This window comes from Pseudactinotalea terrae (genome assembly GCF_009733845.1).
Taxonomy (GTDB): domain Bacteria; phylum Actinomycetota; class Actinomycetes; order Actinomycetales; family Beutenbergiaceae; genus Pseudactinotalea; species Pseudactinotalea terrae.
On the sequence record NZ_WNXZ01000002.1, the window covers coordinates 676,394 to 700,659 of the forward strand.

Here is a 24,266-nt window from a genome sequence, read left to right on the forward strand (position 1 = left end):
TGCACCCGGCCCACCCACCCCATCCACCCTCCATCACGACTCCCGCAAGGAGAGCCATGACCGCACCGGCCGCCCGGCGCGCTGAGATGCTGCCCACGAGCAAGCGGCGCAACACGTTCGCGCTGCCGTCGATCGGATTCGTGGCACCTGCGGTGCTGCTCGCCGGCGTCGTGCTGTATCTCCCGTTCCTGTACACGACGTACATCTCGTTCACGAAGTACAACGGCCTCGGCGACCCGCAGTGGGTGGGGCTGGACAACTACGTCCGGATGTTCTCCGACCCCGGGCTGCTCAACTCGCTCCTCAACACGCTGTACTGGGTGGCCGGGACGATCGTGCTTCCCGTGGGGCTCGGGTTGTTCATCGCGGTGCTGAGCCACAACCTTCCCGGTGCGACGTTGTTCCGGCTGCCGTTCCTCATCCCCTACGCGCTCTCCGGCGTGGCGGTCGGTGTCATCTGGTCGTTCGTGCTGCAGACCGACGGCGCGCTCAGCCAGATCGTGGAGCTCTTCGGTGCCGATGCGCCGCGGTGGCTTCTGGATGCGCCGCTGAACACGTTCGTGATGATCGTCGCCTCCAGCTGGCAGGGCGCGGGCGTCAACGCACTGCTGTTCGGCATCGGGCTGCAGTCGATCCCGAAGGAGCCGATCGAGGCCGCGAAGGTCGACGGCGCGTCCGGCTTCACGATGTTCCGCACCATGACCTGGCCGATGTTGACACCGCTCACCACGGTGGTGGTCGGGCTGAGCATCGTCGGGTCGTTGAAGACGTTCGACATCGTCTGGGGCATGACCAAGGGCGGTCCCGGCGGCGTCTCCGAGACCCTCGCCCTGACGATGTACAAGGAAACCTTCATCACCAACGACTACGGCCTCGGAGCTGCGGTCGCGGTGTTCCTGACAGTGGTGACCGTGCTCGCCTCGGTGCTGTACCTGCGCCGCCAGCTCGCACCGGAACGGAGCGTGTGATGACCACGATCTCGACGACCCGGCCGCCGGCACGCCGGCGCGCCTTCAGCGTGAGCGTGCTGCTGCGCCAGCTGCTGCTGGGCCTGATGGGCCTGGTCTGGCTCGTGCCGGTGTACCTGCTCCTGGCGAACGCCTCCAAGCGCCCCGAGGTCTTCGGCGAGTACTCGATCTGGCAGTTCGGCGACCTCGGCGGGATGGTCAGCAACATGGCCGACGCCTGGGGGCGTGGCCGCCTCTCGCTGGGGACTCTCTCGACGGCGCTTTACGCGATCACCGGACCGGCGCTCGCCGTCATCATCGGTGCGGGTGCCGGCTTCTCCATCGTTGCCCTGCGGCTACGAAACGGCTTCTTCTGGTTCGTGCTGATCTTCGCCAGCACGATCTTCCCGCTGCAGATGATCCTCATGCCACTGTTCATCGGCTACGCGCAGACCGGTCTGTACAACTCCCGCGTCGGCATGATCCTCGTCTACACGGTGATCGCCGTGCCGTTCTCGGCGTTCGTGATGCGCAACTTCTTCAGCGGGATCGCCCACCAGGTGTTCGAAGCGGCCGTGATGGACGGTGCCTCGGCGTGGCGGATCTTCTGGCGGATCTACCTGCCGATGTCCGCGCCGGCGCTGGTGGCGATCTTCATCCTGCAGGCGACCTTCATCTGGAACGACCTGCTGCTGGGGCTCACGCTGTCGCAGTCGGAAACGGTGCGCCCCGTGATCGCAGCGCTGTCGGCGCTGCAGAGCACGTACGGCGGATCAGCGATGTCCACCGTGCTGGCGGGTGGGCTGCTGGTGTCGCTACCGACGGTCGTGCTGTTCCTCGCGACCCAGCGCGCCTTCACGCGCGGGCTGTCGCTCGGCCAGTTCTGAGCGGTTCCCGGTTGAGATCGAGAGAGTGGTGAGAGGGCATGTCCACGAAGCTGGGGCCCGTGCTGGTCACGGGCGCTGCTGCGGGTATCGGTGAGGCTTCGGCACGCCGGGTGGCCGCGACCGGGGCGCGCGTGTACGCGCTCGACCGGGACGCCGATGCACTGACGACGCTGGTCGCGGACCTTCCCGACGCGATCCCGCTCGTCGCCGACCTGGGCGACCCCGAGTCGGTGGCTACTGCCTTCGCGCAGGTGGCTGGCGACGGCGGAGTGCTGGGCGGTCTGGTCTGTGCCGCCGGGATCCAGAGCTACGGGACCGTCGACGCGGCTGACGCCCTCGAGACGTTCGACCGCACCTTCGCCATCAATGTCCGCGGTGTCTTCCTCGCGGCGCACCACGCGGTGCCGATGATGCGTGCGAACGGCGGCGGCTCGATCGTGGTGGTCTCCTCCGTGCAGGCCTACATGGCGCAGCACGGTGTCGCTGCCTACGCGGCCACGAAGGGCGCACTCAACTCGATGGTGCGCGCGATGTCCGTGGACCACGCGCACGAGAACATCCGCGTCAACGCCGTCTGCCCGGGCTCGGTCGACACCCCGATGCTGCGCTGGGCTGCGGCCGAGTTCGCAGGCGCCGAGAACGTCGACGCCACGGTCGCCGAGTGGGGCAGGTCGCACCCGCTCGGCCGCGTCGCGCAGCCCTCGGAGGTGGCCGAGGTCGTCGAGTTCCTGCTCTCGGCGCGTGCCTCGTTCGTCACCGGTGCGGACATCAAGGTCGACGGCGGACTGACCTCCGGCAACGCTGTCGTGCTGCCGGATGAGAAGGAGTAGCAGTGGGTTCGGGAATGACGATCGTCGACATCAGGGCGACGACGGTGACGGTGCCGCTGGAGGCGCCGCTGCGGCACTCCAACGGTGCGCACTGGGGCAGGTTCGTGCGGACGATCGTGGAGATCGAGGCCGACAACGGCCTCGTCGGTCTCGGTGAGCTGGGTGGCGGTGGCGAGAGCGCCGAGGCCGGTGTGCGCGCCTTGCTGCCCTACCTGGCGGGTCACGATCCTGCGCGCGTCGAGGCGCTGCGCTGGATGATCGCGAACCCGACAGCCAGCCTCTACAACAACCGCACCCAGCTGCTCGCCGCGGTGGAGTTCGCGTGCCTCGACCTGGTCGGCCAGCACTCGGGGCTGAGCGTCACGGATCTGCTCGGCGGCCGGGTCCGCGACGAGGTCGAGTTCGCCAGCTACCTGTTCTTCCGGTACCCCGGGCCGGACGGCAGCGGCGAGATCCGCACGCCTGACCAGCTGGTCGAGGAGGCCCTTCGGCTCAAGGCCGAGCACGGCTTCCGGGTCCACAAGCTGAAGGGTGGCGTGTTCCCGCCGGCGTACGAGCTCGAGTGCTTCCGCGCGCTCGCGCAGGCACTGCCCGACGACAAGGTCCGCTACGACCCGAACGGCGTGCTCAGCGTGGGGGAGTCGATCTGGTTCGCGGAGAACATCGCCGACCTCAACAACGACTACCTCGAGGACCCGGTGTACTCGCTGACCGGGATGCGCCAGGTCCGGGAGAACACCTCGATCCCGCTCGCCACGAACACCGTGGTGGTCAACCCCGAGCAGCTCGCGGCCAACGTGCGGGACCCCGCCGTCGACGTGATCCTCCTCGACACGACCTTCTGGGGCGGCATCCGCCCCTGCGTGCGGGCGGCGGGGATCTGCGAGGCGTTCTCGCTCGGCGTCGCCGTGCACTCCTCGGGTGAGCTCGGCATCCAGCTGGCCACGATGAGGCATCTCGGTGCCGTCGTGCCGAATCTGGTCTACGCGGCCGACGCGCACTATCACCACCTGCGCCACGACGTCGTGGAGGGCGGGCTCGTGCCCTACGCCGACGGTCGGATGACCGTGCCCGAGGGACCGGGCCTGGGCGTCACGCTCGACCGAGACGCCGTCGGCGAGGCGGCCGAACGCTTCCAGCGCCTCGGCGGCTATCCCTACGACCGCGATCCGGGCAGGCCCGGCTGGTACCCGATGCTTCCGAACACCTCCTACGCCGACCCCGCGATCGCCGGCATCCCGCCCGCGCTCGAGGAGGCCTACACGCACTGGGAGAAGTAGAGCGCCGATGCTGATCGACCTCCCCCTCGAGCAGCTCCGCACCTACCGGCACCCACGCCAGGCACCGGCCGGTCTGCGCGAGTTCTGGGACGAGACCCTCGCGAGCTCGCGCGCCGCCGGCGGCGCGGTCACCGCCGAACGGCTCGATCACCCGATGCGGACGCTGACCGTTCATGACGTCGCCTTCCCCGGGTTCGACGGCGACCCGGTCCGGGGCTGGTGGCTGCTGCCGCCGGACCCGCAGGGCGTGGTCATCGAGTTCCTCGGGTACGGCGGCGGCCGTGGGCTGCCGCACGAGCGGGTCCTGTGGGCCACGCACGGCTACGCCTACCTCGTCGTCGATACCCGTGGGCAGGGCTCGATCTGGAACACCGGAGCCACACCAGACCCGCACGGCGCCGGGCCATCGGCGCCGGGCATGCTGACCCGTGGCGTCGAGTCCCCCGCGAACCTCTACTACCGCCGCCTGCTCACCGATGCGGTACGCGCGGTCGACGCCGTCGAGCACCTGCCGGGTGGCGCGGCCCAGCCGATCGCCGTCGTCGGGCACAGCCAGGGCGGAGCGATGTCGCTCGCCGCCGCCGCGCTCCACCCCCGTGTGGCCGCGGCGTTCGCGCGGGCGCCGTTCCTGTGCGCCATCTCCCGCGCGGTCGCGATCACGACCGAGGGCCCGTACGGCGAGCTCGCCATGTATCTCGCGACCTACCGAGACCGCGGTGAGCAGACTCTTGCTGTGCTCGACCATGTCGACGTCGCGCACCTGACCAGCTGGATCACCTGCCCGACGATGGTCTCGGTGGGGCTCGGAGACCTGATCTGCCCGCCCTCGGGCATCTACGCCGCCATCAATGCGATGACCACGCCGCCCGAGGTGGCGGTGTGGCCCCACAACGGCCACGAGGCCGGCGGCGCTCACGACGACGCCCGGTTGGCCGACTGGCTCGACCACCACCTACGAGGAGAAGAATGACTTCCGTCCCGACCTGCGCAGACTTCACCTCGGCGCGGATCGTCGACCGGTTCGACGACATGATCAACCCGCCCGGGCTGACGAACCACTGGGCGACCGCGCAGGTCGACCACGATGTCGTCGCGATCCGCAGCCTCAACGTGCCACCGGTCGCCCAGGGCGACACGATCACCGGCCAGCTCTACCTCGGCGGCCGGCTCGCGCGTTCTTACGGCCGGCCCGTCGAGGTGGTCTGGCGCCCGGACCGGGTCGAGCGCAGCACCGAGATCGACGGGTGGCGCATCGCCACCACCACGGTCTGCCCGCCGGGGGAGCCCGCGGTCGCCGTCAAGGTCGTCGTGACCAACACCGGCGAGGCCCGCACGCTGCGCTTCGGGCTGTGGCTGGCCTCGACCGTGACGCGCCGGGCGCGCTGGGCCAGCGCCGAGCTGCCGCAGGCTCCGAACGAGCTGGTCCGCGACGGACTCACGGTCACCGGCACCCCGATCGCAGACTCCGAGGTCAGCCGGTCCTCGTTCGGGATCCAGCTCCGAGAGGGCGACGAGCCCGCCGCGAGCGTGCAGCGGCTCGTACCGCCCGCCGGGGCGACCGTGCTCGACGGCGGCCCTCGGGTGGTCGAGGTCGAGGTCGACGTGGCCGCCGGGGGCTCGGTCGAGCTGGGCTACACGCACGCGATCGCCAGCACCACCGAGGAGGCCAGCAGCGCCGTCGAGCGCATCGCTGCTGACGTGGACGCCGCTGTGGCGGCGTCGGAGGCTGCGTGGGACCGCCGGCTGGCCGGGCTCTTCGACCCGCAGGGCGGCGACCTGTCCGGTGCGGTGCCGCAGATCGAGACCAGCAACGACGACCTTCGCACGCTCTATCACTGGGGTGCGATGGGCACGCTGTGGTTCATGCGCGAGAACCCCGCATCGGTGCTGGGGCGCACCTACGACACGCTGATGCCGCGGTACTGGGCGACCACCACGTTCATCTGGGACTACTCACTGTCCTCGCAGACCCACGCGCTGATGGATCCTGCGCAGATGCGCAAGCAGATCGCGCACTGGGTGAGCCTCGACATCGACTCGCACTTCGGCACCGAGTGGCTCACCGGGAAGCCCGTGGGCTACTGGTACTCGGTCAACCACTACGCGATGACGCGGCTGGTGCGTGACTACGTGGCCCTCACCCAGGACCGGGCGTTCCTCGACGAGCTGTTCCGCGACGCCGAGGGCAACGAGCGGCGGCTCGGCGACCACGTGCGGTCGTGGGCGCGAGCCTGGCACCGGCTGCGCAAGCCCAGTGGGCTGGCCGACTACGGCGGCATCGACAACCTGCTCGAGTGCGTCTCCAGTTACACGCACGAGATCGCCGCACTCAACGCGGCGAACGCGTGGTGCATGCGGGTGACAGCCGAGCTCGTGGAGCTCGAGGGAGGAGAGGCTGCCGAGGCGGAGTCGCTCCGCGCCGAGGCCGACGAGGTCGTCCGGCTCGTGCAGGAGCTCTACATCCCTGGCGCGGGCTTCTTCCACACCCGGCAGCCCGACGGAACGCTCGAGCCCACCCGGCACTGCTACGACTTCGCGACCGTGGGCACCACGATCGCCGAGGACCTCCCCGAGGAAGTCCGCGCCGAGATGGTGAGGTTCTTCGACACCGAGCTGCGCACACCGTCTTGGATGCGGGCCCTCTCGCCCCTCGACGCCGACGCCGGCTACTCGCTGCGTGCCGACCACCAGTGGAACGGTGCCTACCCGGCCTGGCCGCCGGACTCCGCGCGAGCGGCGATCGCGCTCGGTGGCGCCGATGTCGTGGCGAGGTGGATCCCGGGGCTGGCGCGGACGGCGAAGCAGGGCCCGCCCGGGCAGGGCCACTTCGTGGAGGAGGTCGTCGAGCCGATCGAGGGCGGTGCGCGCAAGTCGCCGCCGCAGTGGCCCTACCTGCTCGACTGGAGCTGCTCCTCCGCCGGCTCGTTCAGCGAGCTTGTGGTCTCCGGGGTGTTCGGGGTGGAGGTCGCCCTCGACGGGACGATCACCTCCGGCGGGTGCCTGGACGCCGTCGACCCCGGAGCTCGGCTGGTCGGGCTGCGGGTCGGTGACCGGGTGTACGACATCGACGCCGAGGGAGTGCACGATCGCACTGCCGGTTGAGCCACGGTGACCACAGCTACCTCTGGGCCGGGTGGCTCAGATCGGCCGGCCGTGGACGCGCGACGCCCGGGGTCTGGAGCTCCCCGGGCAGCCGCACGGCAGGATGGTGGAGATGGCTGAGGAACCGATCAGCATCGCCCGACGGCGGATGGCGCACCAGGGCCTGTGCGCCCCGCTGGGTGGGCCGGAGGCGATCGTGGACGCGGTGCGCGCGATGTGCGGCGCGCACGCGCAGGTGCAGCAGGCGGCCGAGCACTCGGTCGCGCGTCGCCTCGAGGGCGTCACCCGCGCGGACGTGCAGGAGGCGCTGTGGCAGCGGCGTGACCTCGTGCGCACCTATGGCCCGCGGGGCACGGTGCACCTGCTGCCATCCGCCGACCTGCACCTGTGGTCGGGTGCGCTGTCGGCGCTCGACGGCGGGACGCCCCGTCACGCCGACGGCGTCCGTCTCGAGGATGATCAGGTCGATGAGGTCGTGGCTGCGGTCGGCGAGGCGCTGGCCGACGCCGAGCTGACACTGCCCGAGCTGGATGCCGAGATCGCCGCGCGCCTGGGGCCGTGGGCGTCCGAGCGGACCATGCCCGCGTTCCAGACCCTCTGGCCGCGGTGGCGGCAGGCGATCACGGTGGCCGCCCATCGCGGCGCGCTGTGCTTCGGGCGGCCGCGTGGCCGCTCCGCGACCTACACCTCGCCCGCGCGGTGGCTGCCCGGCTTCGCGCCCGCCCCGGCGGCGGTTGCGGTGCCGTGGCTGGTCGAGAGCTATGCCGCCGCCTACGGACCCTCGGAACCGCGCCACCTCGCCCGGTGGCTCGCCACCTCCGAGAGCTGGGCGGCCGGAGCCTGGGCGAGGTCCGCCCCGGATGAGCCGACGAGCCCGCCGGGCTCCGCCGTCGAGAGCATCCCCGAGATCCTGCTGCTGCCGTACTTCGACGCCTACGTGGTCGCGGCGCAGCCCCGGGAGGAGCTGTTCCCGGGGCGGGCGTGGGACCGCGCGCTGGCGGGCAGCCAGGCAGGGAACTACCCGGTGCTCCTCGTGGACGGTGTGGTGGGCGGCGTGTGGCACGGCAAGCGGTCGGGATCGAGGATCGCGGTTCGCGTCGAGCCGCTGGCGACGCTGACCGACCGGCAGCGGCTCGCCCTGGAAGACGAGGTGGCGCGGGTGGGTGAGATCCTGCAGGCTCGGACCGAGCTGACGGTCGGCCGGGTGTCCGTAGGACCGCACGCATGAGCGAAGGAGCAGCAGTGAGCACAGAGGTTCGCGAGATCACGGTCGATGGCGGATGGCCGGCGCTGGAGCTGGTGACCGACGGCGCACGGGTGCAGCTGATCCCGGAGCTCGGTTGCGACATCGTCTCGTTCGTCGACGCCCGCACCGAGGTGGACGTGCTGTGGCGGGTGCCGTGGGGCATCCCGCCGCGCAGCAGCGGCCCGTTCAGTGCGGCGACCGAGACCGAGTGGGGCGAGCGGTTCCCCGGCGGCTGGAACGTGCTGCTGCCCAACGGCGGTGCCGCGACACCAGCCCCTGGCGGAACCACTGACCACACCTGGGGGTTCCACGGCGAGGCCGCGCTGCTGCCCTGGACCGTGCTGGGCAGCGGCGTCGACGGCGAACGCGCGTGGGCCGAGCTCGAGGTGCGGCTGATCCGTGCGCCCTTGAGCCTGCACCGGCGGCTCGAGCTGAGCGGGAGCGCGCTCGCGGTGACCGAGACCCTCACCAACCACTCACCGATGGCGATCGAGGTGATGTGGTCGCAGCACCCCTCGTTCGGCGCGCCGCTGGTCGCGGCCGGCACCCGCATCGAGACCGGTGCCCGCGTCACCGAGACCGACGACACCCTCACCGACGGCGATCTCGCAGCGGGGGAGAAGGCATCCTGGCCGCACGCACCCGCTCAGGACGGCTCCGCCGTCGACCTCTCGACGGTGCCGGACTTCCCGACGCACCGGCTGGTCTACCTGTCGGACTTCGAGACGGGCTGGGCTCGCCTGGTCAACGACGAGATCGGGCTTGCCGCGCGCCTGGAGTGGGACACCAGCGTGTACCCGAGCGCGTGGCTGTGGCAGGAGCTGAACGACACCCCCGGGCACCCCTGGTGGCAGCTCGCGTACGTGTGCGCGATCGAGCCCGGCACGACCTACCCGGGGCAGGGCCTCGCCGTCGCCAAGGAGAAGGGCGGCACGCCGCTGCTGCTCGCAGGTGGGCAGACCCGTACGGTGACGGTCGGGCTCAGCACCGAGCAGCCGTGAGGTTCAGCCAGCGGTGACCTGAGCGACGACGTCGACGAGGTCGAGGATGCGCTCGCTGCCGTCGGGTGGGCCAGCCTCCGAGATCCCGCAGACGCTGACGCGAGTCGCGCCGATCGCGATGCGTTCCTCGATGCGCTTGGTCAGCTCGTCGACCCCGATCGTGACCGGCACGTCGAGGAACGACACGATGTCGAGATCACTCTCGACACCGGCCGCCTGCCGCGCCTCGAGTGCGACCGCGATCGCCTCGCGCGCCTGCTCGCCGCCGTTGTCACCGGTGAGGATGAGCCCGTCACCGATCTCACCGGCCAGCGCCATCGTCTTGGGTCCGACGGCGCCCACGAGCAACGGCACCTGCTCGGGCGGCCAGCTCAGCTGCACGTCGCGGAGCGTGACGTACCGGCCCTCCACGGTGACGTTCTCGCCGTCGAGCAGCCGCCGCAACGCCGTCCCGTACTCGCGCAGCAGCGTCAGCGGCGAGGCGGCGCGGGCGCCCACCTGCCCCATCCAGTCCAGCACGCCGTGCCCGATGCCGGGCAGCAGCCGCCCCGGGAAGAGCCGAGCGAGCGTGGCGATCTCCATCGCCGTCAGGGCGACGTTGCGCAGCGGCACCGGGAACAGGCCGATGCCGACCCGGAGCCTCTCGGTCCAGGCGAGCACCGCACCCGCGGGCGCCATCCCGCTCTCCTTGAAGCAGTCCTCCCAGAGCCACAGCTCCTCGATACCGGCAGCCTCGGTCGCGAGCGCGACCTGACGAAGCCGTTCCGGGGGCTGGTCAGGGGGAAAGATGAGTCCGATCGTCGTCATGCCCTCAGGCTATGCGAGGCCACCGACAGGGCGCCGGCCCAGGAGCGCGAGCAGCCGCTCCTGCTTGGTGGCGCCGTCGGCGACCTCGAGCGGGTCGTTGCAGATGCCCTCGGCGTAGAGGTGGTCGCCGAAGCCGGCGATGCTCGTCTCGACCTGCTCGAGCTCGGCCTCGTCCCAGGGGACGTCGACGCCGACTGCCTGACCGATGTCCCAGCGGTGCACGATCATGTCGAAACCGTAGAAGCGCGCCAGGGTGGCACCGATGGTGGTGGGTCCGAAGTAGCCGTCGAACTCGGTGTCTGCGGTGCCCTCGGCCAGGAGTGCTTCCACCTGGGAGACGTGCTCGTGCCACTGCTCGAGCGGCTCGGTGGCGCTCAGCCCGGGCATCGTGACGTGGCTGCTCAGGAAGTCGCGCTGCGTGGTGACGAGGTGCTCGAGCACGTCGGTGCCGTCCCAGCCCTCGCAGGGGCTGGAGCGGCGCAGCATCCGGATGTCGGTGCCCTCCAGCAGGCTGGTGATGCGGTCGGCCAGGGCGCGGTACTGCGCGCTGAGGTCTTCGGACTTGTGCGTGTGTTCTGTCGTGGTCATGCTCACGACAGTAGGAACGAGAGGTGGTCACGGTCTTGTCGAAACCCGACAGGTTGAGCGACGTGGAGCGCGCGCACCTGGTCGACCCTGCCGACGACTCCTACCGGATCGCGCGGTTCGCGCCCACGCCCACCATGTCCGCGCTCGTGCGGCGCTACTGGATCCCGGTCTGGTCGGTGCCCGGCGGTGGTGTCCGTGCCCAGCAGGTGCTGCAGTACCCGTGCGCGCTGATCGTCATCTCCGACCGCTACGCGCGCTTCTACGGCATCGCGACCGGCCTCTCGCGGACCGAGCTCGAGGGCACGGGGTGGGCCTGCGGGGTGATGCTGCAGCCCGCGACCGGGCACCTGCTGACCGGCGAACCGATGCACAGGTTCCGCGACACCTACGTGGCGCTGCCGGATGTGCTCCCGGGCGGGGATGCGCTCGTCGCCCGGGTGCGCACAACCCTTGCGCCCGACCCGGCTGATGCCGAACGGCAGCGCGCGGCGGCGGCGCTGATCGAGGAGGCGCTCGCGCCGCTGCTGCCGATCAGTGCGGAGGCGGAGCGTGTGAACGACGTCGTCGCCTACGTCGAGGGCAAGCCGGACCTGGTGCGGGTCGCGGGGCTCGTGGAGGCGTTCGCCACCACGGAGCGCTCGCTGCAGCGGCTCACCGGCCGCTGGCTCGGGCTCACGCCGCGCTGGCTCGTGCAACGCCGGCGGCTGCACGAGGCAGCAGAGCGGTTGCGACAGCAGGACGTCGACCTCTCACGGGTGGCGCTCGACCTCGGCTATGCCGACCAGGCGCACTTCAATCGTGACTGGCGCAAGGTGACCGGGATGACGCCGGGTCAGTTCGCTGCTCGGTTCGCGGCGCGCTGAGCAGCGCACGCACTGCCGCGTCGCGAGGTCCTCAGGCCCCCACGGACCGCCGGTGCAGGTCAGCCACGGCCTCGACGAGGCTCGGCTCGGGACCCAGCACCGTGACCTGTGGCGCGACCTCCTGCGCCCGGAGCGGCGCGACCGGCCCTGCCGGCAGCCCGAGCTCGGCCCGCAGCTCGACCAGCTGCGGCGTGGACATCACGAACACCAGCCGGCCGATACCGACCCAGCCGTGCGCGGCCGCGCACATCGCGCAGTGCTCGCCGGAGGTGTACAGGGTGGCGGCGGCGCGCTGCTCTGGAGTCAGGTTCCGCGCCGCCCACTGCGCGAGCTCGATCTCGGGATGCCGCGTCGCGTCGCCGCCGCTGACCTCCCGGTTGCGACCTTCCGCGAGCGCGTTGCCCTCGCCGTCGACGAGCACCGATCCGAACGGACCGTCGCCGTCGGCGAGCGCCTCCTCGGCGAGCTCGACGCAGCGCGCGAGGTGGCGCCGGTCCTCATCGGTGATTCCGCTGTCCATGCGTTCTCCTGGTCGCCGATGAGCCTACGCAGTCAGCAGGCCGAGCTCGTCCTCGCGCGCCGGTTCTCCCGCGCGCGGGAGAGCGGGGACCGCGACGAGACCGTCCCCGGGTGGTAGGCGATCGGTGGGTTCCTCGTGGGTGACGCCGATGGCGTCGATGACGACATCGGCCAGCCGGGCACTGCGTTCGTAGGCCTGCCGCTGCCGAGTGGCCCCGGTTCCGGAACCGAGGATCCTCTGCAGGGACTCCCAGACGTAGGCCGCGTCCCCCGCCTCCTCCAGGGCATCCCGGACATGGTCGTAGAGCGCGGAGATGACACGCCCTGCGGTGTCCGGCCGGTGCGTCAGCGGGTGGAGCAGGTGGCCGTGGATGCCCCACCTGCTGGCCATGAAGGTCCCCTGGCGCAGGATCATGGCTGGAACCATGTCCGGTGCCTGCCCGGCCTCCCATTCCCGGGCAGCCGTCTCCACCAGTGCCCGCACCAGGGCGGCGATCATGACGGTGTCGCGGGGATCGAGGCACACGTCGGACACCCGGATCTCCACGGTGGGGTGGCGGGCGGAGATGCGCGCGTCAAAGTCCGGGTTGATGACCACCCCGGTGCCCGACAGGTCCGACATCAGCGTCTGGTAGGCCTGCGCCGAGCCGAAGACCTCCGAGGGCCCGGCGGTGGACCACCGGTTCCAGGCCTGAGTGCGGAAGCTGGCGTAGCCGCTGTCCGTGCCGTTCCAGAACGGGGAGTTCGCGCTCAACGCGATGAGCGGCGCCAGCCACGACCTGATGCGGTCCAGGACCGCGACTCCTTCCTCGTCCGAGTCGACTGACACATGAACGTGGCATCCGCAGGTCAGTTGTTCGCGTGCTGTCAACGCGAAACGTTCCAGCAGCACGCCGTAACGGTCGTTGCTGGTGGCATGGGGACTGACCGCGATCGGGGACGTGGCGAGCGCAGCGATCCTCGCGCCCGCTCTGCGGGCCAGCGAATCGGCGAAGGCTCGGCCCGCCAGCACCTCGGCGGCGAGTCCGCTCAGGCTGCTGTGCGGTTGCGTGATGACCTCGAGCTGTTCCTGGTGCATCTCGAGAGTGACCGTCGGGTGCGCAGAGAGGTCCACCCGGCCGGGGTCCTCGAGGCGCAGCAGGTCTGCGGCCAGCGGCAGGGGACTGCCGTTGTCGGGATCGACGATCAGAAACTCTTCCTCGAGACCAAGGGTACGCACCTGCTAAGTGTCGACCATGAACGCGTCAGCGGGATCACGCCCCGGAAATTCCTCCCGAACCGGCTGCGGATGTCTAGGTCTCGTTGCCCTCACGGCTGGTGAGCAACCGCCGGAAGCTGGACAACCGCGCCTCACCGGCCGCACCCGCGGCACCCGAGGCCACCCACGCGTCGAGCGCGCAGTCCGGTGCGTCCGCGGTATGCGAGCAGCCGCGCGGGCACTGCTCGGCGACCGCGTCGAGGTCGGCGAACGCGCGGATCAGGTCGTCCGGCTGGATGTGCGCCAGCCCGAAGCCGCGCACGCCCGGGGTGTCGATCACCCAGCCGCCGCCCGGCAGCGCCAGCGCCACCGCCGAGGAGGAGGTGTGCCGCCCCCGCCCGGTCACCTCGTTGACGACGCCGATCTCGCGAAGCGCCTCCGGTACCAGTGCGTTGACCAGCGTCGACTTGCCCACCCCCGAGTGCCCGATGAGCACCGACACCCGGCCGGTGAGCGCCTCGCGGAGAGCGTCCAGCCCGTCGATGTCCTGGCCGTGGATGACCGTGGCCAGCGCGGGCACGTCGAGCGCCGCGTACTGCGCCGCGAACGGTGCGGGGTCAGCGAGGTCTGCCTTCGTCAGGCACAGCAGCGCGTCCATGCGGGCGTCGAACGCGGCCGCGAGGCAGCGGTCGACCATCCGTGGCCGCGGCTCAGGATCGGCGAGCGCCGTCACCACGACCAGCTGGTCGGCGTTGGCGACCAGCACCCGCTCGACCGCGTCATCGGTGTCGTCGGCGGAGCGCCGCAGCGTCGTGGTCCGCTCGTGCACGCGCACCACTCGTGCGAGCGTGTCCGCCGCTCCCGAGACGTCACCGACCACGTCGACCTGGTCACCCACCACGATCGAGGCACGCCCCAGCTCGCGTGCCTTCATCGCGCGGACCCGTGGGCCGTCGTCGAGCAGGACGTCGTAACGGCCACGATCGACCACGAGGACCATCCCGGGGCGGGCGTTCGCGTGCTCGGGACGCTGCTTGGTGCGCGGCCTGCTCCCGCGCCGGTTCGGGCGCACCCGGACGTCGTCCTCGGCGTCGCGTCGCAGGCTTCCGGCCATGGTGTCAGCGCGCCCCGAGCATGTCGGCCCACATCTGCGGGAAGTCGGGCAGGGTCTTGCTCGTGGTCGCGATGTCGACGACCTCGACCCCCTCGACGGCGAGCCCCACCACCGCGGCGAACGTCGCCATCCGATGGTCGTGGTAGGTCTCGAGAACGGCGCCGTGGAGGCCGCCCCCGCGGATCAGCAGCCCATCGGGAAGCTCGTGCGCCTCGCCGCCCAGGCGCCGGATCTCGGTGACCAGCGCGGCAAGCCGATCGGTCTCGTGACCGCGGAGGTGAGCGATCCCGGTGAGGCGGGACTCGCCGTCGGCCAGGACGGCGAGGGCCGCGATGGTCGGGGCAAGCTCTCCGGCCAGCCCGAGGTCGACGGCGATCGGCCGGACCTGGCCGGTGCCCGTGACCGTCAGGGTGCCGTCGGTCAGGTCGGTGGTGGCGCCCATCCGGGTGAGCAGGTCGGGCAGCATCGCGCCCGGCTGGGTGGTGCTGGCGGGCCAGTAGGGGACCCGCACGGTGCCGCCCGCGGCCAGGGCGGCAGCGAGGAACGGGCCCGCGTTGGACAGGTCGGGCTCGATCACGACCTCACCGCCGGCGATCGGGCCGGGCTCGACGCGCCACTTGCCGGGCGCGACATCGTCGACCACGACGCCGCGCTCGCGCAGCACCTCGATCGTCATGTCGATGTGCGGCTGGCTGGGCAGCACCTCGCCGGTGTGGTGCAGCGTGAGGCCGTTCTCGAACCGCGGGGCGGCCAGCAGCAGACCGGAGACGAACTGGGAAGAGCCCGAGGCGTCGACATCGACCTCGCCGCCCGCCACGGTCCCCACCCCGTGCACGGTGACCGGCAGGAACGCAGGGTCGCCGCCGTCGCCGGAGGTGACGCGGACGCCGAGCCGGGCGAGGCTCGCGAGCACCGGACCCATGGGGCGCACCCGGGCGCGCTCGTCGCCGTCGAGCAGCACGGGTCCGTCGGCCAGCGCGGCCAGCGCGGGCAGGAACCGCATGACCGTGCCCGCCAGCCCGCAGTCGATCGCGGCGGGGCCGCGCAGGGGAGCCGGGGTGACGTGCACGGTGGTGCCGCCGTCGGCGGTCTCGATGCCGGTCCCGAGCGCGCGCAGCCCGGCGATCATCAGATCGGCGTCACGCGAGCGCAGCGCACCGCGGATCGTCGTGGGTTCCGAGGCCAGCGCAGCCAGCGGCAGCGCTCGATTCGTCAGCGACTTCGAGCCCGGCACGAGCACGGTCGCGTCCAACGGCGCGGTCGCGGCGGGAGCGGGCCAGACGTCGGTACTCAGCACGGCCCCAGGGTAGTCACACCCGGCGGGCGGCTCAGGCGTCCTGCTTGGCCGCCTTGACCTCGGCCTTGAGCGAGTCGCGGACCTCGCTGAGCTCCTCGCGGTGATCGCGCCAGTTGTCGTACCGCCACCCGAGCGACGGCTTCCCCTCCCGGTCCTCGGCGGCGAAGATCAGCCCGCCGAGCAGGGCGGCGCTGCGGAGCAGCCCGGCCGCGTGCTCCTTGCGCTCCTCGCCCTGGGTGGCCCAGACCGGATGACGCACCAGCGTGGTCGGGATCGCGATGACGGCGAGGACGGCGGCGGCCACCCGGGGGGCCTTGCCGGCTGCCAGCATCACGCCGGCGGCGACTTGAGTCGCGCCGATGAGCCGGGTCAGCGTCTTGGGGTCGGTGGGCATGCCCGGGACCTTCTGGCTCACCTTGGCGAGGGTCGGGGCGAACGGCTGGGCTTTCTCGGCGTGCTCGTCGGCGTGACGGAGCGCGTCGACGCCGTCGAGGATGAAGGCCGATGCCAGCAGCGGGCGTGCGAGCGCGCGAAGAGGACTCATGGCTCATTGCTACCGCAACATGGGCCGGTTGGGTAGCCGAAGCGCCAGTGGGAATGACGAAGCAGCGTCGTGACGTTGACATAGGCGTGACAGAGTCGACCGCCACCGGCACCGAACGTGCCCGCGCGAGCAAGCCCGGCTCCACCGGCACCGGCGGACGGCCGACCCCTTGCGGGCCCCCGGCACGGCGGGACCGCCGTCGAGCACTAGGCTCGTACCTGATGTCCGAGCAGGGTGAAGGTAGCGAGACGGTCGCCGAGGTGGCCGAGCAGGAGCATGCGCGCGAGGAGAGCCAGGCCGAGCGCGACCAACGCTTCGAGGACGAGGCGATGCCGCTGATCGACCAGCTCTACGGTGCGGCACTGCGGATGACGCGCAACCCGGCCGATGCCGAGGACCTGGTCCAGGAGACCTTCGCCAAGGCGTACGCGGCGTTCCACCAGTACAAGCCCGGCACCAACCTCAAGGCGTGGCTGTACCGGATCCTCACCAACAGCTTCATCAACACCTACCGGAAGAAGCAGCGCGAGCCGCTGCAGTCGAACGCCGACGACATCGAGGACTGGCAGGAGGCGCGCGCGGCATCGCACACCTCGCGCGGCCTGCGTTCGGCCGAGGCCGAGGCTCTCGACCTCATCGGTGACGACGTCATCAAGCAGGCGCTCTCGGAGCTGCCCGACGACTTCCGGATGGCGGTGTACCTCGCCGATGTCGAAGGCTTCGCCTACAAGGAGATCGCCGAGATCATGGACACCCCGATCGGCACCGTGATGTCACGGCTGCACCGGGGGCGTCGCCAGCTGCGCACGCTGCTGGCCGATCACGCCCGTGACCTCGGTCTGGTCAGGGAGGGACGATGACGGACCAGCCCGACGAGCGGTGCCAGTGCGAAGAGGCGCTGGCCAAGCTCGAGGAGTACCTCGACTCGGAGGTCGGTGAGCTCGACGCCGGCCGGCTCCGGGAGCACCTGGCGAGCTGCACCTCTTGCTACAGCGAGGCCGAGCTCGAGCAGCGCCTGCGTGCGCTGCTGCGCCGATCCTGCCTGGAGACGGCGCCTGAGACGCTGCGGATCCGCGTCCGCACCTCGATCACGGTCCTGCGCGCCAGTCGCTGACCGGCCACGTGCGTGCGCGCCCGTCTATGGTGGGTGGCGTGCGCAGTGTCTACGCGGCATCCCAGGACCCTGAGGACCCGCTGAGCGGGTTGGCCATCGGCGAGATCGAGCCCGAGGTCCCCGACGACTGGGTCTGGGTCAAGGTGCGCGCCGCCTCCCTCAACCACCACGACCTGTGGAGCTTGCGCGGCGTCGGGCTGCCCGCCGACCGGCTACCGATGGTGCTCGGCACCGACGCCGCGGGGATCGCCCCCGACGGCTCCGAGGTGCTCGTCCACGGCGTCATCTCCTCGCGCGGCTGGCAGGGTGACGAGACGCTCGACCCGCGCCGCACGTTGCTGTCCGAGCTGCATCCGGGCACGCTCGCCGAGCGCGTCGCGGTGCCCGCCGCCAACCTCGTTCCCAAGCCGGTCGGGCTGTCCTTCGCCGAGGCCGCCTGCCTGCCCACGGCCTACCTCACGGCCTACCGGCTGCTGTTCGACGCCGCCGAGGTGCGGCCCGGTCAGCGGGTGCTGGTCCAGGGTGCCGGTGGTGGTGTCTCGACCGCCGCGGTGCTGCTCGCCCGCGCCGCCGGCCTGCACGTGACCGTGACGTCGCGCTCGGAGGCGAAGCTCGAGCGTGCGCTGGCGATCGGTGCCCATGACGCCGTCAGCAGCGGCACCCGGATCGCGCCCGTCGACGCCGTGATCGAGACGGTGGGCGAGGCCACCTGGTCGCACTCGCTGCGCTCGCTACGCCCGGGTGGGGTGGTCGCGGTCGCGGGCGCGACCTCCGGCCCGGCTCCTTCGGCCGATCTCAACCGGATGTTCTTCCGCAGCCTGCGCGTGGTGGGGTCCACGATGGGCACGCGAGCCGAGCTCGCCCTCGTGGGCGAGATGCTGACGGCGGCAGGGATCGCTCCCGTGATCGATCAGACCCTGGATCTTGGCTCGGACGACGACGTCCGTGCGGCTTTCGCGCGACTCCTCGCCGGGGAGTCCTTCGGAAAGATCGTGCTGACCACGAAAGGTACGTCGACATGACCACGATGTCCCGCATCATCACCGGCCCTGACACGGTCACCAGCGACGACGCCGGATCGGTCCGGGTCCAGCTCGTCGGCGGCGCACTGGAGGTCGTGCCTCGCGACGGCACCGGCGTCGTCGTCGAGGTCACCGAGGTGGTCGGCCAGCCGCTGGAGATCGCCACCGAGGCCGACCGCATCAGCGTCGGCTACCCCTCGATCGGGTGGGACGGCTGGCTCAAGCGGCTCACCTCGTCCGACAGCGCCGATCGCGCCGTGGTGCGGCTGCATGTCGGCACCGGCGTCAGCCTCACCGCTGCGACCGTCAACGCGCCGATCTCGATCTCGGGCACCACCGGCGACGTCGACCTCTCCACGGCATCCGCGCCGGTGGCGATGGACCGCACGGTCGGCGGCGTCAAGGTCCGCACCGCCTCCGGCGCGGTCGGGGTCGAGGACCACAGGGGCCCCGTGACGATCAGCGGCGCATCCGGCGCCGTCCGGCTCGACGGTGACCTCCCCAAGACGACCGTGACCTCGGTCTCCGGGAACATCGCGCTGCGTCATCGCGGCAGCGCCTCTCTGATGACGCTCACCAGCGTGTCCGGGCGGGTCGAGCTGACGGTTCCCCACCAGGCCCATCTCGAGCTCGAGGTCCGTGGCGTGTCCGCCCGTGTTCGTGTCGAGGGCCGCGAGCAGAGCAGCGGCTTCGGCATCACCCGTGTGGACGAGGCGGGACCCGGCGACCGGGTGATCGCCACGGTCTCGACCGTGAGCGGGGACGTCTCGGTCGAACGGGCCACCGCGTGGCCACTGCCGCCCTCGGGCACCCAGGACGCCTGAGCGTGGACATGACGAAGGGCCGGGGCGTACGAGCCCCGGCCCTTCGTCGTCGGCGTGCCTAGCCCGCCTGGGCGCGCAGGCTGAAGCCCGTGCCTTCCGGTGTCGCGGCAGCGTCGAGCTCCTGGGTCTCCAGGAGGGTGGCGGTCTCGGTCGGCATGAAGACGCGGGCTCCCGCGTCCTCGACGACCTGGTCGCCGTCCTCAGGCTGCGGCGCCAGCGACATCTGAAGGCCGCTCTGGCCCTCGTCCATCGCCAGTCGGACCCCACCGGTCTCGGGGAGGCCGGCCTGCTCGCTGAGGGAACGGATCGCCGTCTGGGCAGTGTCAGTCATGGTGAGCATGGTGCGCTCTCTTTCGCCTTGGCTGTGACGCTGACGAGCAGCTAGCTGCACTTCCTCGCGTTGCGCCTCGGACCCATCCACCGTCACACATAGCGGCCAGGCGAGCAACCCGGCGTGTCGGAGAGACGCGCCGTGTCAAGTGCCGAGCCACTCCTTGGGACTCAGGGGCCGCTCGGGTCCTCGGCACCGATCCAGTCGTGCCAGCCGTTGTGGAGCACCAGCCACGCGAGCAGTCCGTAGCCGGCCTGTGCGGGGTGCACGCCGTCACCGGCGGCGACATCGGCGAGCCACTGCTCGTGCGTGCGCAACGGCTCGAACGTCTCCGCGTAGGGCACGCGCCGACGCTGGCAGACATCGGAGCAGGCGCGGCTCAGCTCCGCGAGCGCCGACTCCTCGACGCCGGGGCGGGGCGGGGGGCCGACCACGAACGCGGCGATCCCACGGTTCGCGGCGTCGTCGAGCACGTTCGCCAGGTTGAGGCGGCTGCGCGCGAGCGAGACCCCGTGATCGAGGTCGGCCGAGCCGAGCGCCACCACCAGGCGGTTGTCGCCCTGCCCGAAGCGGCGGTTGCACTCGGTCTCCCAGCGCGCCGCGAGCTGCGTGGAGGTCTCGCCGGGCACCGCCAACGTGTAGACCTCGAGCGGCTCGGGGGTGGTGGTGCGGCCGATCACCCGGCCGACCCACCCCATCCCGCGCGGATCGCCGACACCGGCGGCGAGCTCGTCACCGACGACGGCGACTCGGGTGCTCACCTGTCGAACGCCTGAGCGATCAGCTCCTCCTGCTGGAGCTTGTGGATCTTGCCGGACCCGGTGGCCGGTGCGGCCGCCGGCCGCCGGCTCACGTGGGCCAGCTCCCGACCGGACAGCTTCGGAGTCTTGAACCGGATCATGTACGAGGCGTAGGTCCAGGCACCCTGGTTGCTCGGCTCGTCCTGCACCCAGACCAGCTCGGCGTCGTCGCCGTAGCGCGACAGCTCCGAGACCAGCTCAGCGCCGGGGAACGGGTAGAGCTCCTCGAGACGCACGATCGCCGTCTGCTCGTCGCCACGCTTCGTGCGCTCGGCCAGCAGGTCGTAGTAGACCCGACCCGTGCACATCAGCACGCGGGTGACGCCAGCGGCCTGCTCGGCCGGCATCGCGTCGCCGATGACCGGCTGGAACGTGCCCGAGGTGAAGTCCTCCACCGAGGAGGCAGCCGCCTTCAGACGCAGCAGCTGCTTCGGCGTGAACACCACCAGCGGCTTGCGCGGGCGCTGGTACGCCTGCCGCCGCAGCAGGTGGAAGTGGCTGGCCGGCGTGGACGGCTGGGCGACGACCATGTTGTCCTCGGCGCACAGCTGGAGGAAGCGCTCGATGCGAGCGGAGGAGTGGTCCGGGCCCTGACCCTCGTACCCGTGCGGCAGCAGCAGCACCACCGAGCTCGACTGGTTCCACTTGGCCTGCGCCGAGGAGATGAACTCGTCGATCACGGTCTGCGCGCCGTTGACGAAGTCGCCGAACTGCGCCTCCCACAGCACCAGCGCGTCGGGCCGCTCCACCGAGTAGCCGTACTCGAAGGCGAGGGCGGCGTACTCGCTGAGCGAGGAGTCGTAGACCCAGAACTTCGCCTGGTCGGCTGACAGATAGGTCAGCGGGGTCCACTCGGCACCCGTGAGCCGGTCGTGGAACACCGCGTGCCGCTGCACGAACGTGCCACGGCGGCTGTCCTGACCGGCGAGCCGCACCGGGGTGCCCTCCATCAGCAGCGAGCCGAACGCGACGAGCTCGCCGAAGCCCCAGTCGATGTCGCCGTCGGTCGACATCGCCGCGCGGCGGTCCAGCAGCTGCTTCAGCTTGTTGTGCACGGTGAAGCCCTCGGGCGGGCGCGTGTGCGCCTGGCCGATGCGCTCCAGCACCCAGCTCGGCACGGCGGTCTGCCAGCCGACCATCATCCCGGCGTCCTCCTGCTGGGACTCCGGGACCTCGAGGCCGGCGACCTGGTCGCCTTGCGCGGTCGAGCCCTGGCGCGACTCGGTGAAGACACGCTCGAGCTCGCCCTGGAAGTGCTCCAGGGCCTGCTTCGCCTCGTCCTCGGTGATGTCGCCGCGCCCCACGAGGGCCTCGGTGTAGAGGGTGCGGACGCTGCGCTTGTTCTCGATGAGCGAGTACATCACCGGCTGGGTCATCGAGGGGTCGTCACCCTCGTTGTGACCACGACGGCGGTAGCAGACCACGTCGATGACGACGTCGCGGTTGAACTCCTGCCGGTACTCGAAGGCGAGCTGGGCCACGTGGGCGACGGCCTCCGGGTCGTCACCGTTCACGTGGAACACCGGGACCTGCAGACCCTTGACGACGTCGGTCGGGTACAGCGTGGATCGCGACGACGAGGCGCCGGTGGTGAAGCCGATCTGGTTGTTGATCAGCACGTGGATCGTGCCGCCGGTGCGGTAGCCGCGCAGCATGCTGAGGTTGATCGTCTCGGTCACCACGCCCTGGCCTGCGAACGCGGCGTCGCCGTGGATGAGGATCGGCAGCACGGAGAACCCGCCCCCGCCGAGGTCGATGCGGTCCTGCTTGGCGCGGACCACGCCCTCGAGCACGCCGTTGACGGCTTCGAGGTGGGAAGGGTTCGCCGCCAGGTACACCCGGGTCTTCTCGCCCGTGAGCGAGGTGTACTCGCCCTCGGTGCCGAGGTGGTACTTGACGTCACCGCTGCCCTGCACGGTCTTCGGGTCTTGGTTGCCCTCGAACTCGGCGAAGATCTGTGCGTAGGACTTGCCTGCGATGTTCGCCAGCACGTTGAGGCGGCCACGGTGCGGCATGCCGATGCCGACCTCGTCGAGACCCTCCTGGGCGGCACTCTGCAGGATCTGGTCCAGCAGCGGGATCAGCGACTCGCCGCCCTCGAGGCTGAAGCGCTTCTGCCCCACGAACTTGGTCTGCAGGAAGGTCTCGAACGCCTCGGCCTGGTTGATCTTGCGCAGGATCTGCTTCTGCACCTCGGGCTCGGGCTTGTTCCAGCCCGACTCCAGCCGCTGCTGCAGCCAGCGGCGCTGGGCGCCGTCGTGCAGGTGCATGTACTCCGAGCCGATGGTGCGGCAGTAGGAGCTGCGCAGCAGCCCGAGGATGTCGCGCAGCGGCATCCTCGGCTTGCCGCCGAAGCCGCCCGTGGGGAAAGTGCGTTCCAGGTCCCACAGCGTCAGGCCGTGGCTCTGCACGTCGAGGTCGGCGTGCTTGCGCTGCCGGTAGGCGAGCGGGTCGGTGTCGGCGATCAGGTGACCGCGTGAGCGGTAGGCGTGGATGAGCTCGAGGATCCGCGCCGACTTGCTGAACTCGTTCTCGGGGTCGAAGTCGACGTCCTTGGTCCACCGGACCGGCTCGTAGGGGACCCGCAGGGCCGCGAACACGCGGTCGTAGAAGCCGTCCTCGCCGAGCAGCTTGCTGTGGACGATCCGCAGGAACTCACCGGACTGCGCGCCCTGGATGATGCGGTGGTCGTAGGTCGAGGTGAGGGTCATCACCTTCGAGACGCCCATCCGGGCCAGGTTCTCGGCAGAGGCACCCTGGAACTCGGCCGGGTAGTCCATGGCGCCGACGCCGATGATCGTGCCCTGCCCCTCCATGAGGCGAGGCACCGAGTGCACGGTGCCGATGGTGCCCGGGTTGGTCAGCGAGATCGTGGTGCCCTGGAAGTCCTCGACCGTGAGCTTGTTGCCACGGGCGCGGCGGACGACATCCTCGTACGCACGCCAGAACTGCGCGAAGTCCATCGACTCCGCCCCCTTGATCGCGGGCACCAGCAGCTGGCGGGTGCCATCGGGCTTGGCGAGGTCGATCGCGAGCCCGAGGTTGATCTGCGAGGGGCGGAGGACGCCCGGCTTGTCGTCGACCATCCGGTAGCCGGCGTTCATCTCCGGCATCTCGATCAGCGCCTCGACGAGCGCGAACCCGATGAGGTGGGTGAAGCTGACCTTGCCGCCGCGACCACGCGCGAGGTGGTTGTTCAGCACGATGCGGTTGTCGACGAGCAACTTCGCCGGGATGGCGCGCACGCTGGTGGCGGTCGGCACCGCGAGCGAGGACTCCATGTTCGTGACGACGCGCGCGGCGGGGCCGCGCAGCCGGCTGAGCTCGTCGTCGCCACCGGCGGAGGCCTCACGGCGAGCCGGCGTGCGCTGGGTGTACGGCGCGGTCGGCCCGACGGCCTCGGGTGCGACGGGAGCGGGTTCGACCTCGAGCGTCACCGCGGCGTGGGAGGTCTCGTCGACCGGCGCGGGCGGCGGCGGGGCCGGCTCGGTGGTGGCGGGGCGGGCCGGGGAGGCCGGCTGCGTGGTGAGCGGCTGCTGCTGGCGGGGCTGCTGCGCAGCCTGGGCGGCACGCGCCTGCGGGGCGGCGGCCGGCTTCGCCTGCTGCTCGGGGTCCTTCTTCGCGGGGCCGGTGCCGCGGACCGTACCGTTGGAGGGCTGCTCGTTCGCCTCCGGCGGGGTGTAGTTGGCGAAGAACGTGCGCCACGACTCCTCGACCGACTCCGGGTCGTTCTTGTACGCCTCGAACTGAGACTCGATCAGCCATTCGTTACCGCCGAAGGTGGCTGCGCCGGAAGCTCCGGCAGCCCCTTCGCCAGCGGTCGGTGCGGACACGCGGTGTCGCCTCTTCCCTTAGCCTGCAAGTGGACAAAAAGTGTCTTGACAAGCGTGTCACACACTCGGTGCAGAACCCGCACCGGGAGGCCCGTTTCGGCCTCTGAGGAGCCAGATCG

The 24,266-nt window shown here is 71.0% G+C and carries 23 protein-coding genes; 13 read left to right on the plus strand and 10 right to left on the minus strand.

Features of this window, described 5'->3' with window-relative positions; genetic code table 11:
• Positions 1–56: 56 nt before the first annotated feature.
• From GPA03_RS10595 to GPA03_RS10630, 8 genes are all read left to right on the plus strand, one after another.
• Positions 57–968 carry a carbohydrate ABC transporter permease gene (locus GPA03_RS10595; protein WP_156251935.1) on the plus strand — a complete coding sequence of 304 codons (912 nt, stop codon included), beginning with the start codon at positions 57–59 and terminating at the stop codon, positions 966–968.
• Positions 968–1,834 (plus strand): carbohydrate ABC transporter permease, encoded by an 867-nt coding sequence (locus GPA03_RS10600; RefSeq protein WP_206673509.1) that lies wholly within the window; start codon positions 968–970, stop codon positions 1,832–1,834. The genes GPA03_RS10595 and GPA03_RS10600 overlap by 1 nt, the downstream gene beginning before the upstream one ends.
• Before the next feature lie 38 nt (positions 1,835–1,872).
• Positions 1,873–2,664: an SDR family NAD(P)-dependent oxidoreductase gene (locus tag GPA03_RS10605; RefSeq protein ID WP_156251936.1), complete on the plus strand. Its 792-nt coding sequence runs from the start codon at positions 1,873–1,875 to the stop codon at positions 2,662–2,664.
• A gap of 14 nt (positions 2,665–2,678) precedes the next feature.
• Positions 2,679–3,944: an enolase C-terminal domain-like protein gene (locus tag GPA03_RS10610; RefSeq protein ID WP_156251937.1), complete on the plus strand. Its 1,266-nt coding sequence runs from the start codon at positions 2,679–2,681 to the stop codon at positions 3,942–3,944.
• Between the two features lie 7 nt (positions 3,945–3,951).
• Positions 3,952–4,914, plus strand: coding sequence for an acetylxylan esterase (locus GPA03_RS10615; protein WP_156251938.1), 963 nt, complete (start codon positions 3,952–3,954; stop codon positions 4,912–4,914).
• A complete protein-coding gene (locus GPA03_RS10620; RefSeq protein ID WP_156251939.1) occupies positions 4,911–7,046 on the plus strand; it encodes a glucosidase family protein in 2,136 nt (711 codons plus the stop codon). The genes GPA03_RS10615 and GPA03_RS10620 overlap by 4 nt, the downstream gene beginning before the upstream one ends.
• Positions 7,047–7,158: 112 nt before the next feature.
• Positions 7,159–8,274 carry a winged helix DNA-binding domain-containing protein gene (locus GPA03_RS10625; protein ID WP_162458335.1) on the plus strand — a complete coding sequence of 372 codons (1,116 nt, stop codon included), beginning with the start codon at positions 7,159–7,161 and terminating at the stop codon, positions 8,272–8,274.
• A 14-nt stretch (positions 8,275–8,288) separates the two neighbouring features.
• Positions 8,289–9,293: an aldose 1-epimerase gene (locus GPA03_RS10630; RefSeq protein ID WP_162458336.1), complete on the plus strand. Its 1,005-nt coding sequence runs from the start codon at positions 8,289–8,291 to the stop codon at positions 9,291–9,293.
• Between the two features lie 3 nt (positions 9,294–9,296).
• Here GPA03_RS10630 and GPA03_RS10635 read toward each other — a convergent pair whose 3' ends face one another.
• Positions 9,297–10,100 (minus strand): LLM class flavin-dependent oxidoreductase, encoded by an 804-nt coding sequence (locus GPA03_RS10635; RefSeq protein ID WP_156251942.1) that lies wholly within the window; start codon positions 10,098–10,100, stop codon positions 9,297–9,299.
• Between the two features lie 9 nt (positions 10,101–10,109).
• Complete coding sequence (locus GPA03_RS10640; RefSeq protein WP_156251943.1) at positions 10,110–10,688, minus strand: maleylpyruvate isomerase family mycothiol-dependent enzyme; 579 nt, start codon at positions 10,686–10,688, stop codon at positions 10,110–10,112.
• Between the two features lie 62 nt (positions 10,689–10,750).
• On the opposite strand from GPA03_RS10640, the gene GPA03_RS10645 reads away from it, so the two are divergent.
• Positions 10,751–11,551: a helix-turn-helix domain-containing protein gene (locus tag GPA03_RS10645; RefSeq protein WP_241681230.1), complete on the plus strand. Its 801-nt coding sequence runs from the start codon at positions 10,751–10,753 to the stop codon at positions 11,549–11,551.
• A 31-nt stretch (positions 11,552–11,582) separates the two neighbouring features.
• On the opposite strand, the gene GPA03_RS10650 is transcribed toward GPA03_RS10645, so the two are convergent.
• From GPA03_RS10650 to GPA03_RS10670, 5 genes are all read right to left on the minus strand, one after another.
• On the minus strand, positions 11,583–12,071 hold the full coding sequence (locus GPA03_RS10650; protein ID WP_194239512.1) for a nucleoside deaminase: 489 nt from the start codon (positions 12,069–12,071) through the stop codon (positions 11,583–11,585).
• A 24-nt stretch (positions 12,072–12,095) separates the two neighbouring features.
• The gene (locus GPA03_RS10655; RefSeq protein ID WP_162458337.1) at positions 12,096–13,289 is read right to left on the minus strand and encodes a carboxylate-amine ligase; all 1,194 of its coding nucleotides are present in this window, start codon (positions 13,287–13,289) and stop codon (positions 12,096–12,098) included.
• 73 nt (positions 13,290–13,362) lie between these two features.
• The gene (rsgA, locus tag GPA03_RS10660; protein WP_156251944.1) at positions 13,363–14,382 is read right to left on the minus strand and encodes a ribosome small subunit-dependent GTPase A; all 1,020 of its coding nucleotides are present in this window, start codon (positions 14,380–14,382) and stop codon (positions 13,363–13,365) included.
• Between the two features lie 4 nt (positions 14,383–14,386).
• A complete protein-coding gene (aroA, locus tag GPA03_RS22580) occupies positions 14,387–15,679 on the minus strand; it encodes a 3-phosphoshikimate 1-carboxyvinyltransferase (protein ID WP_156251945.1) in 1,293 nt (430 codons plus the stop codon).
• A gap of 31 nt (positions 15,680–15,710) precedes the next feature.
• Positions 15,711–16,223 carry a DoxX family membrane protein gene (locus tag GPA03_RS10670; RefSeq protein WP_156251946.1) on the minus strand — a complete coding sequence of 171 codons (513 nt, stop codon included), beginning with the start codon at positions 16,221–16,223 and terminating at the stop codon, positions 15,711–15,713.
• 53 nt (positions 16,224–16,276) lie between these two features.
• Between GPA03_RS10670 and GPA03_RS10675 the strand changes: the two genes are divergently transcribed.
• From GPA03_RS10675 to GPA03_RS10690, 4 genes are read left to right on the plus strand one after another with little or no spacing between them, the layout of a single operon-like run.
• On the plus strand, positions 16,277–17,083 hold the full coding sequence (locus GPA03_RS10675; RefSeq protein ID WP_421958412.1) for a sigma-70 family RNA polymerase sigma factor: 807 nt from the start codon (positions 16,277–16,279) through the stop codon (positions 17,081–17,083).
• Positions 17,080–17,337, plus strand: coding sequence for a mycothiol system anti-sigma-R factor (gene rsrA, locus GPA03_RS10680; RefSeq protein WP_156251948.1), 258 nt, complete (start codon positions 17,080–17,082; stop codon positions 17,335–17,337). The genes GPA03_RS10675 and rsrA overlap by 4 nt, the downstream gene beginning before the upstream one ends.
• Before the next feature lie 38 nt (positions 17,338–17,375).
• Positions 17,376–18,359: a zinc-binding dehydrogenase gene (locus GPA03_RS10685; RefSeq protein ID WP_156251949.1), complete on the plus strand. Its 984-nt coding sequence runs from the start codon at positions 17,376–17,378 to the stop codon at positions 18,357–18,359.
• Positions 18,356–19,183 (plus strand): DUF4097 family beta strand repeat-containing protein, encoded by an 828-nt coding sequence (locus GPA03_RS10690; RefSeq protein ID WP_156251950.1) that lies wholly within the window; start codon positions 18,356–18,358, stop codon positions 19,181–19,183. The genes GPA03_RS10685 and GPA03_RS10690 overlap by 4 nt, the downstream gene beginning before the upstream one ends.
• A 58-nt stretch (positions 19,184–19,241) precedes the next feature.
• On the opposite strand, the gene GPA03_RS10695 is transcribed toward GPA03_RS10690, so the two are convergent.
• The 3 genes from GPA03_RS10695 to GPA03_RS10705 all read right to left on the minus strand — a co-directional run bounded on the left by GPA03_RS10695 (position 19,242) and on the right by GPA03_RS10705 (position 24,147).
• Positions 19,242–19,514: a HesB/IscA family protein gene (locus tag GPA03_RS10695; protein WP_156251951.1), complete on the minus strand. Its 273-nt coding sequence runs from the start codon at positions 19,512–19,514 to the stop codon at positions 19,242–19,244.
• 170 nt (positions 19,515–19,684) lie between these two features.
• A complete protein-coding gene (locus GPA03_RS10700; protein WP_277755088.1) occupies positions 19,685–20,275 on the minus strand; it encodes a GDSL-type esterase/lipase family protein in 591 nt (196 codons plus the stop codon).
• Positions 20,272–24,147 (minus strand): multifunctional oxoglutarate decarboxylase/oxoglutarate dehydrogenase thiamine pyrophosphate-binding subunit/dihydrolipoyllysine-residue succinyltransferase subunit, encoded by a 3,876-nt coding sequence (locus tag GPA03_RS10705; protein ID WP_156251952.1) that lies wholly within the window; start codon positions 24,145–24,147, stop codon positions 20,272–20,274. The genes GPA03_RS10700 and GPA03_RS10705 overlap by 4 nt, the downstream gene beginning before the upstream one ends.
• Between the last annotated feature and the right edge of the window lie 119 nt (positions 24,148–24,266).

What these genes read in the sequence shown, in the direction of transcription:
- rsgA (WP_156251944.1), bottom strand. Translation starts at nt 14,382, where the DNA reads ATGGCCGGAAGCCTGCGACGCGACGCCGAGGACGACGTCCGGGTGCGC.
- GPA03_RS10620 (WP_156251939.1), top strand. Translation starts at nt 4,911, where the DNA reads ATGACTTCCGTCCCGACCTGCGCAGACTTCACCTCGGCGCGGATCGTC.
- GPA03_RS10695 (WP_156251951.1), bottom strand. Translation starts at nt 19,514, where the DNA reads ATGACTGACACTGCCCAGACGGCGATCCGTTCCCTCAGCGAGCAGGCC.
- GPA03_RS10670 (WP_156251946.1), bottom strand. Translation starts at nt 16,223, where the DNA reads ATGAGTCCTCTTCGCGCGCTCGCACGCCCGCTGCTGGCATCGGCCTTC.
- GPA03_RS10595 (WP_156251935.1), top strand. Translation starts at nt 57, where the DNA reads ATGACCGCACCGGCCGCCCGGCGCGCTGAGATGCTGCCCACGAGCAAG.
- GPA03_RS10635 (WP_156251942.1), bottom strand. Translation starts at nt 10,100, where the DNA reads ATGACGACGATCGGACTCATCTTTCCCCCTGACCAGCCCCCGGAACGG.
- GPA03_RS10615 (WP_156251938.1), top strand. Translation starts at nt 3,952, where the DNA reads ATGCTGATCGACCTCCCCCTCGAGCAGCTCCGCACCTACCGGCACCCA.
- GPA03_RS10640 (WP_156251943.1), bottom strand. Translation starts at nt 10,688, where the DNA reads ATGACCACGACAGAACACACGCACAAGTCCGAAGACCTCAGCGCGCAG.
- GPA03_RS10675 (WP_421958412.1), top strand. Translation starts at nt 16,277, where the DNA reads ATGACGAAGCAGCGTCGTGACGTTGACATAGGCGTGACAGAGTCGACC.
- GPA03_RS10690 (WP_156251950.1), top strand. Translation starts at nt 18,356, where the DNA reads ATGACCACGATGTCCCGCATCATCACCGGCCCTGACACGGTCACCAGC.
- rsrA (WP_156251948.1), top strand. Translation starts at nt 17,080, where the DNA reads ATGACGGACCAGCCCGACGAGCGGTGCCAGTGCGAAGAGGCGCTGGCC.
- GPA03_RS10625 (WP_162458335.1), top strand. Translation starts at nt 7,159, where the DNA reads ATGGCTGAGGAACCGATCAGCATCGCCCGACGGCGGATGGCGCACCAG.
- GPA03_RS10610 (WP_156251937.1), top strand. Translation starts at nt 2,679, where the DNA reads ATGACGATCGTCGACATCAGGGCGACGACGGTGACGGTGCCGCTGGAG.
- GPA03_RS10600 (WP_206673509.1), top strand. Translation starts at nt 968, where the DNA reads ATGACCACGATCTCGACGACCCGGCCGCCGGCACGCCGGCGCGCCTTC.
- GPA03_RS10605 (WP_156251936.1), top strand. Translation starts at nt 1,873, where the DNA reads ATGTCCACGAAGCTGGGGCCCGTGCTGGTCACGGGCGCTGCTGCGGGT.
- GPA03_RS10650 (WP_194239512.1), bottom strand. Translation starts at nt 12,071, where the DNA reads ATGGACAGCGGAATCACCGATGAGGACCGGCGCCACCTCGCGCGCTGC.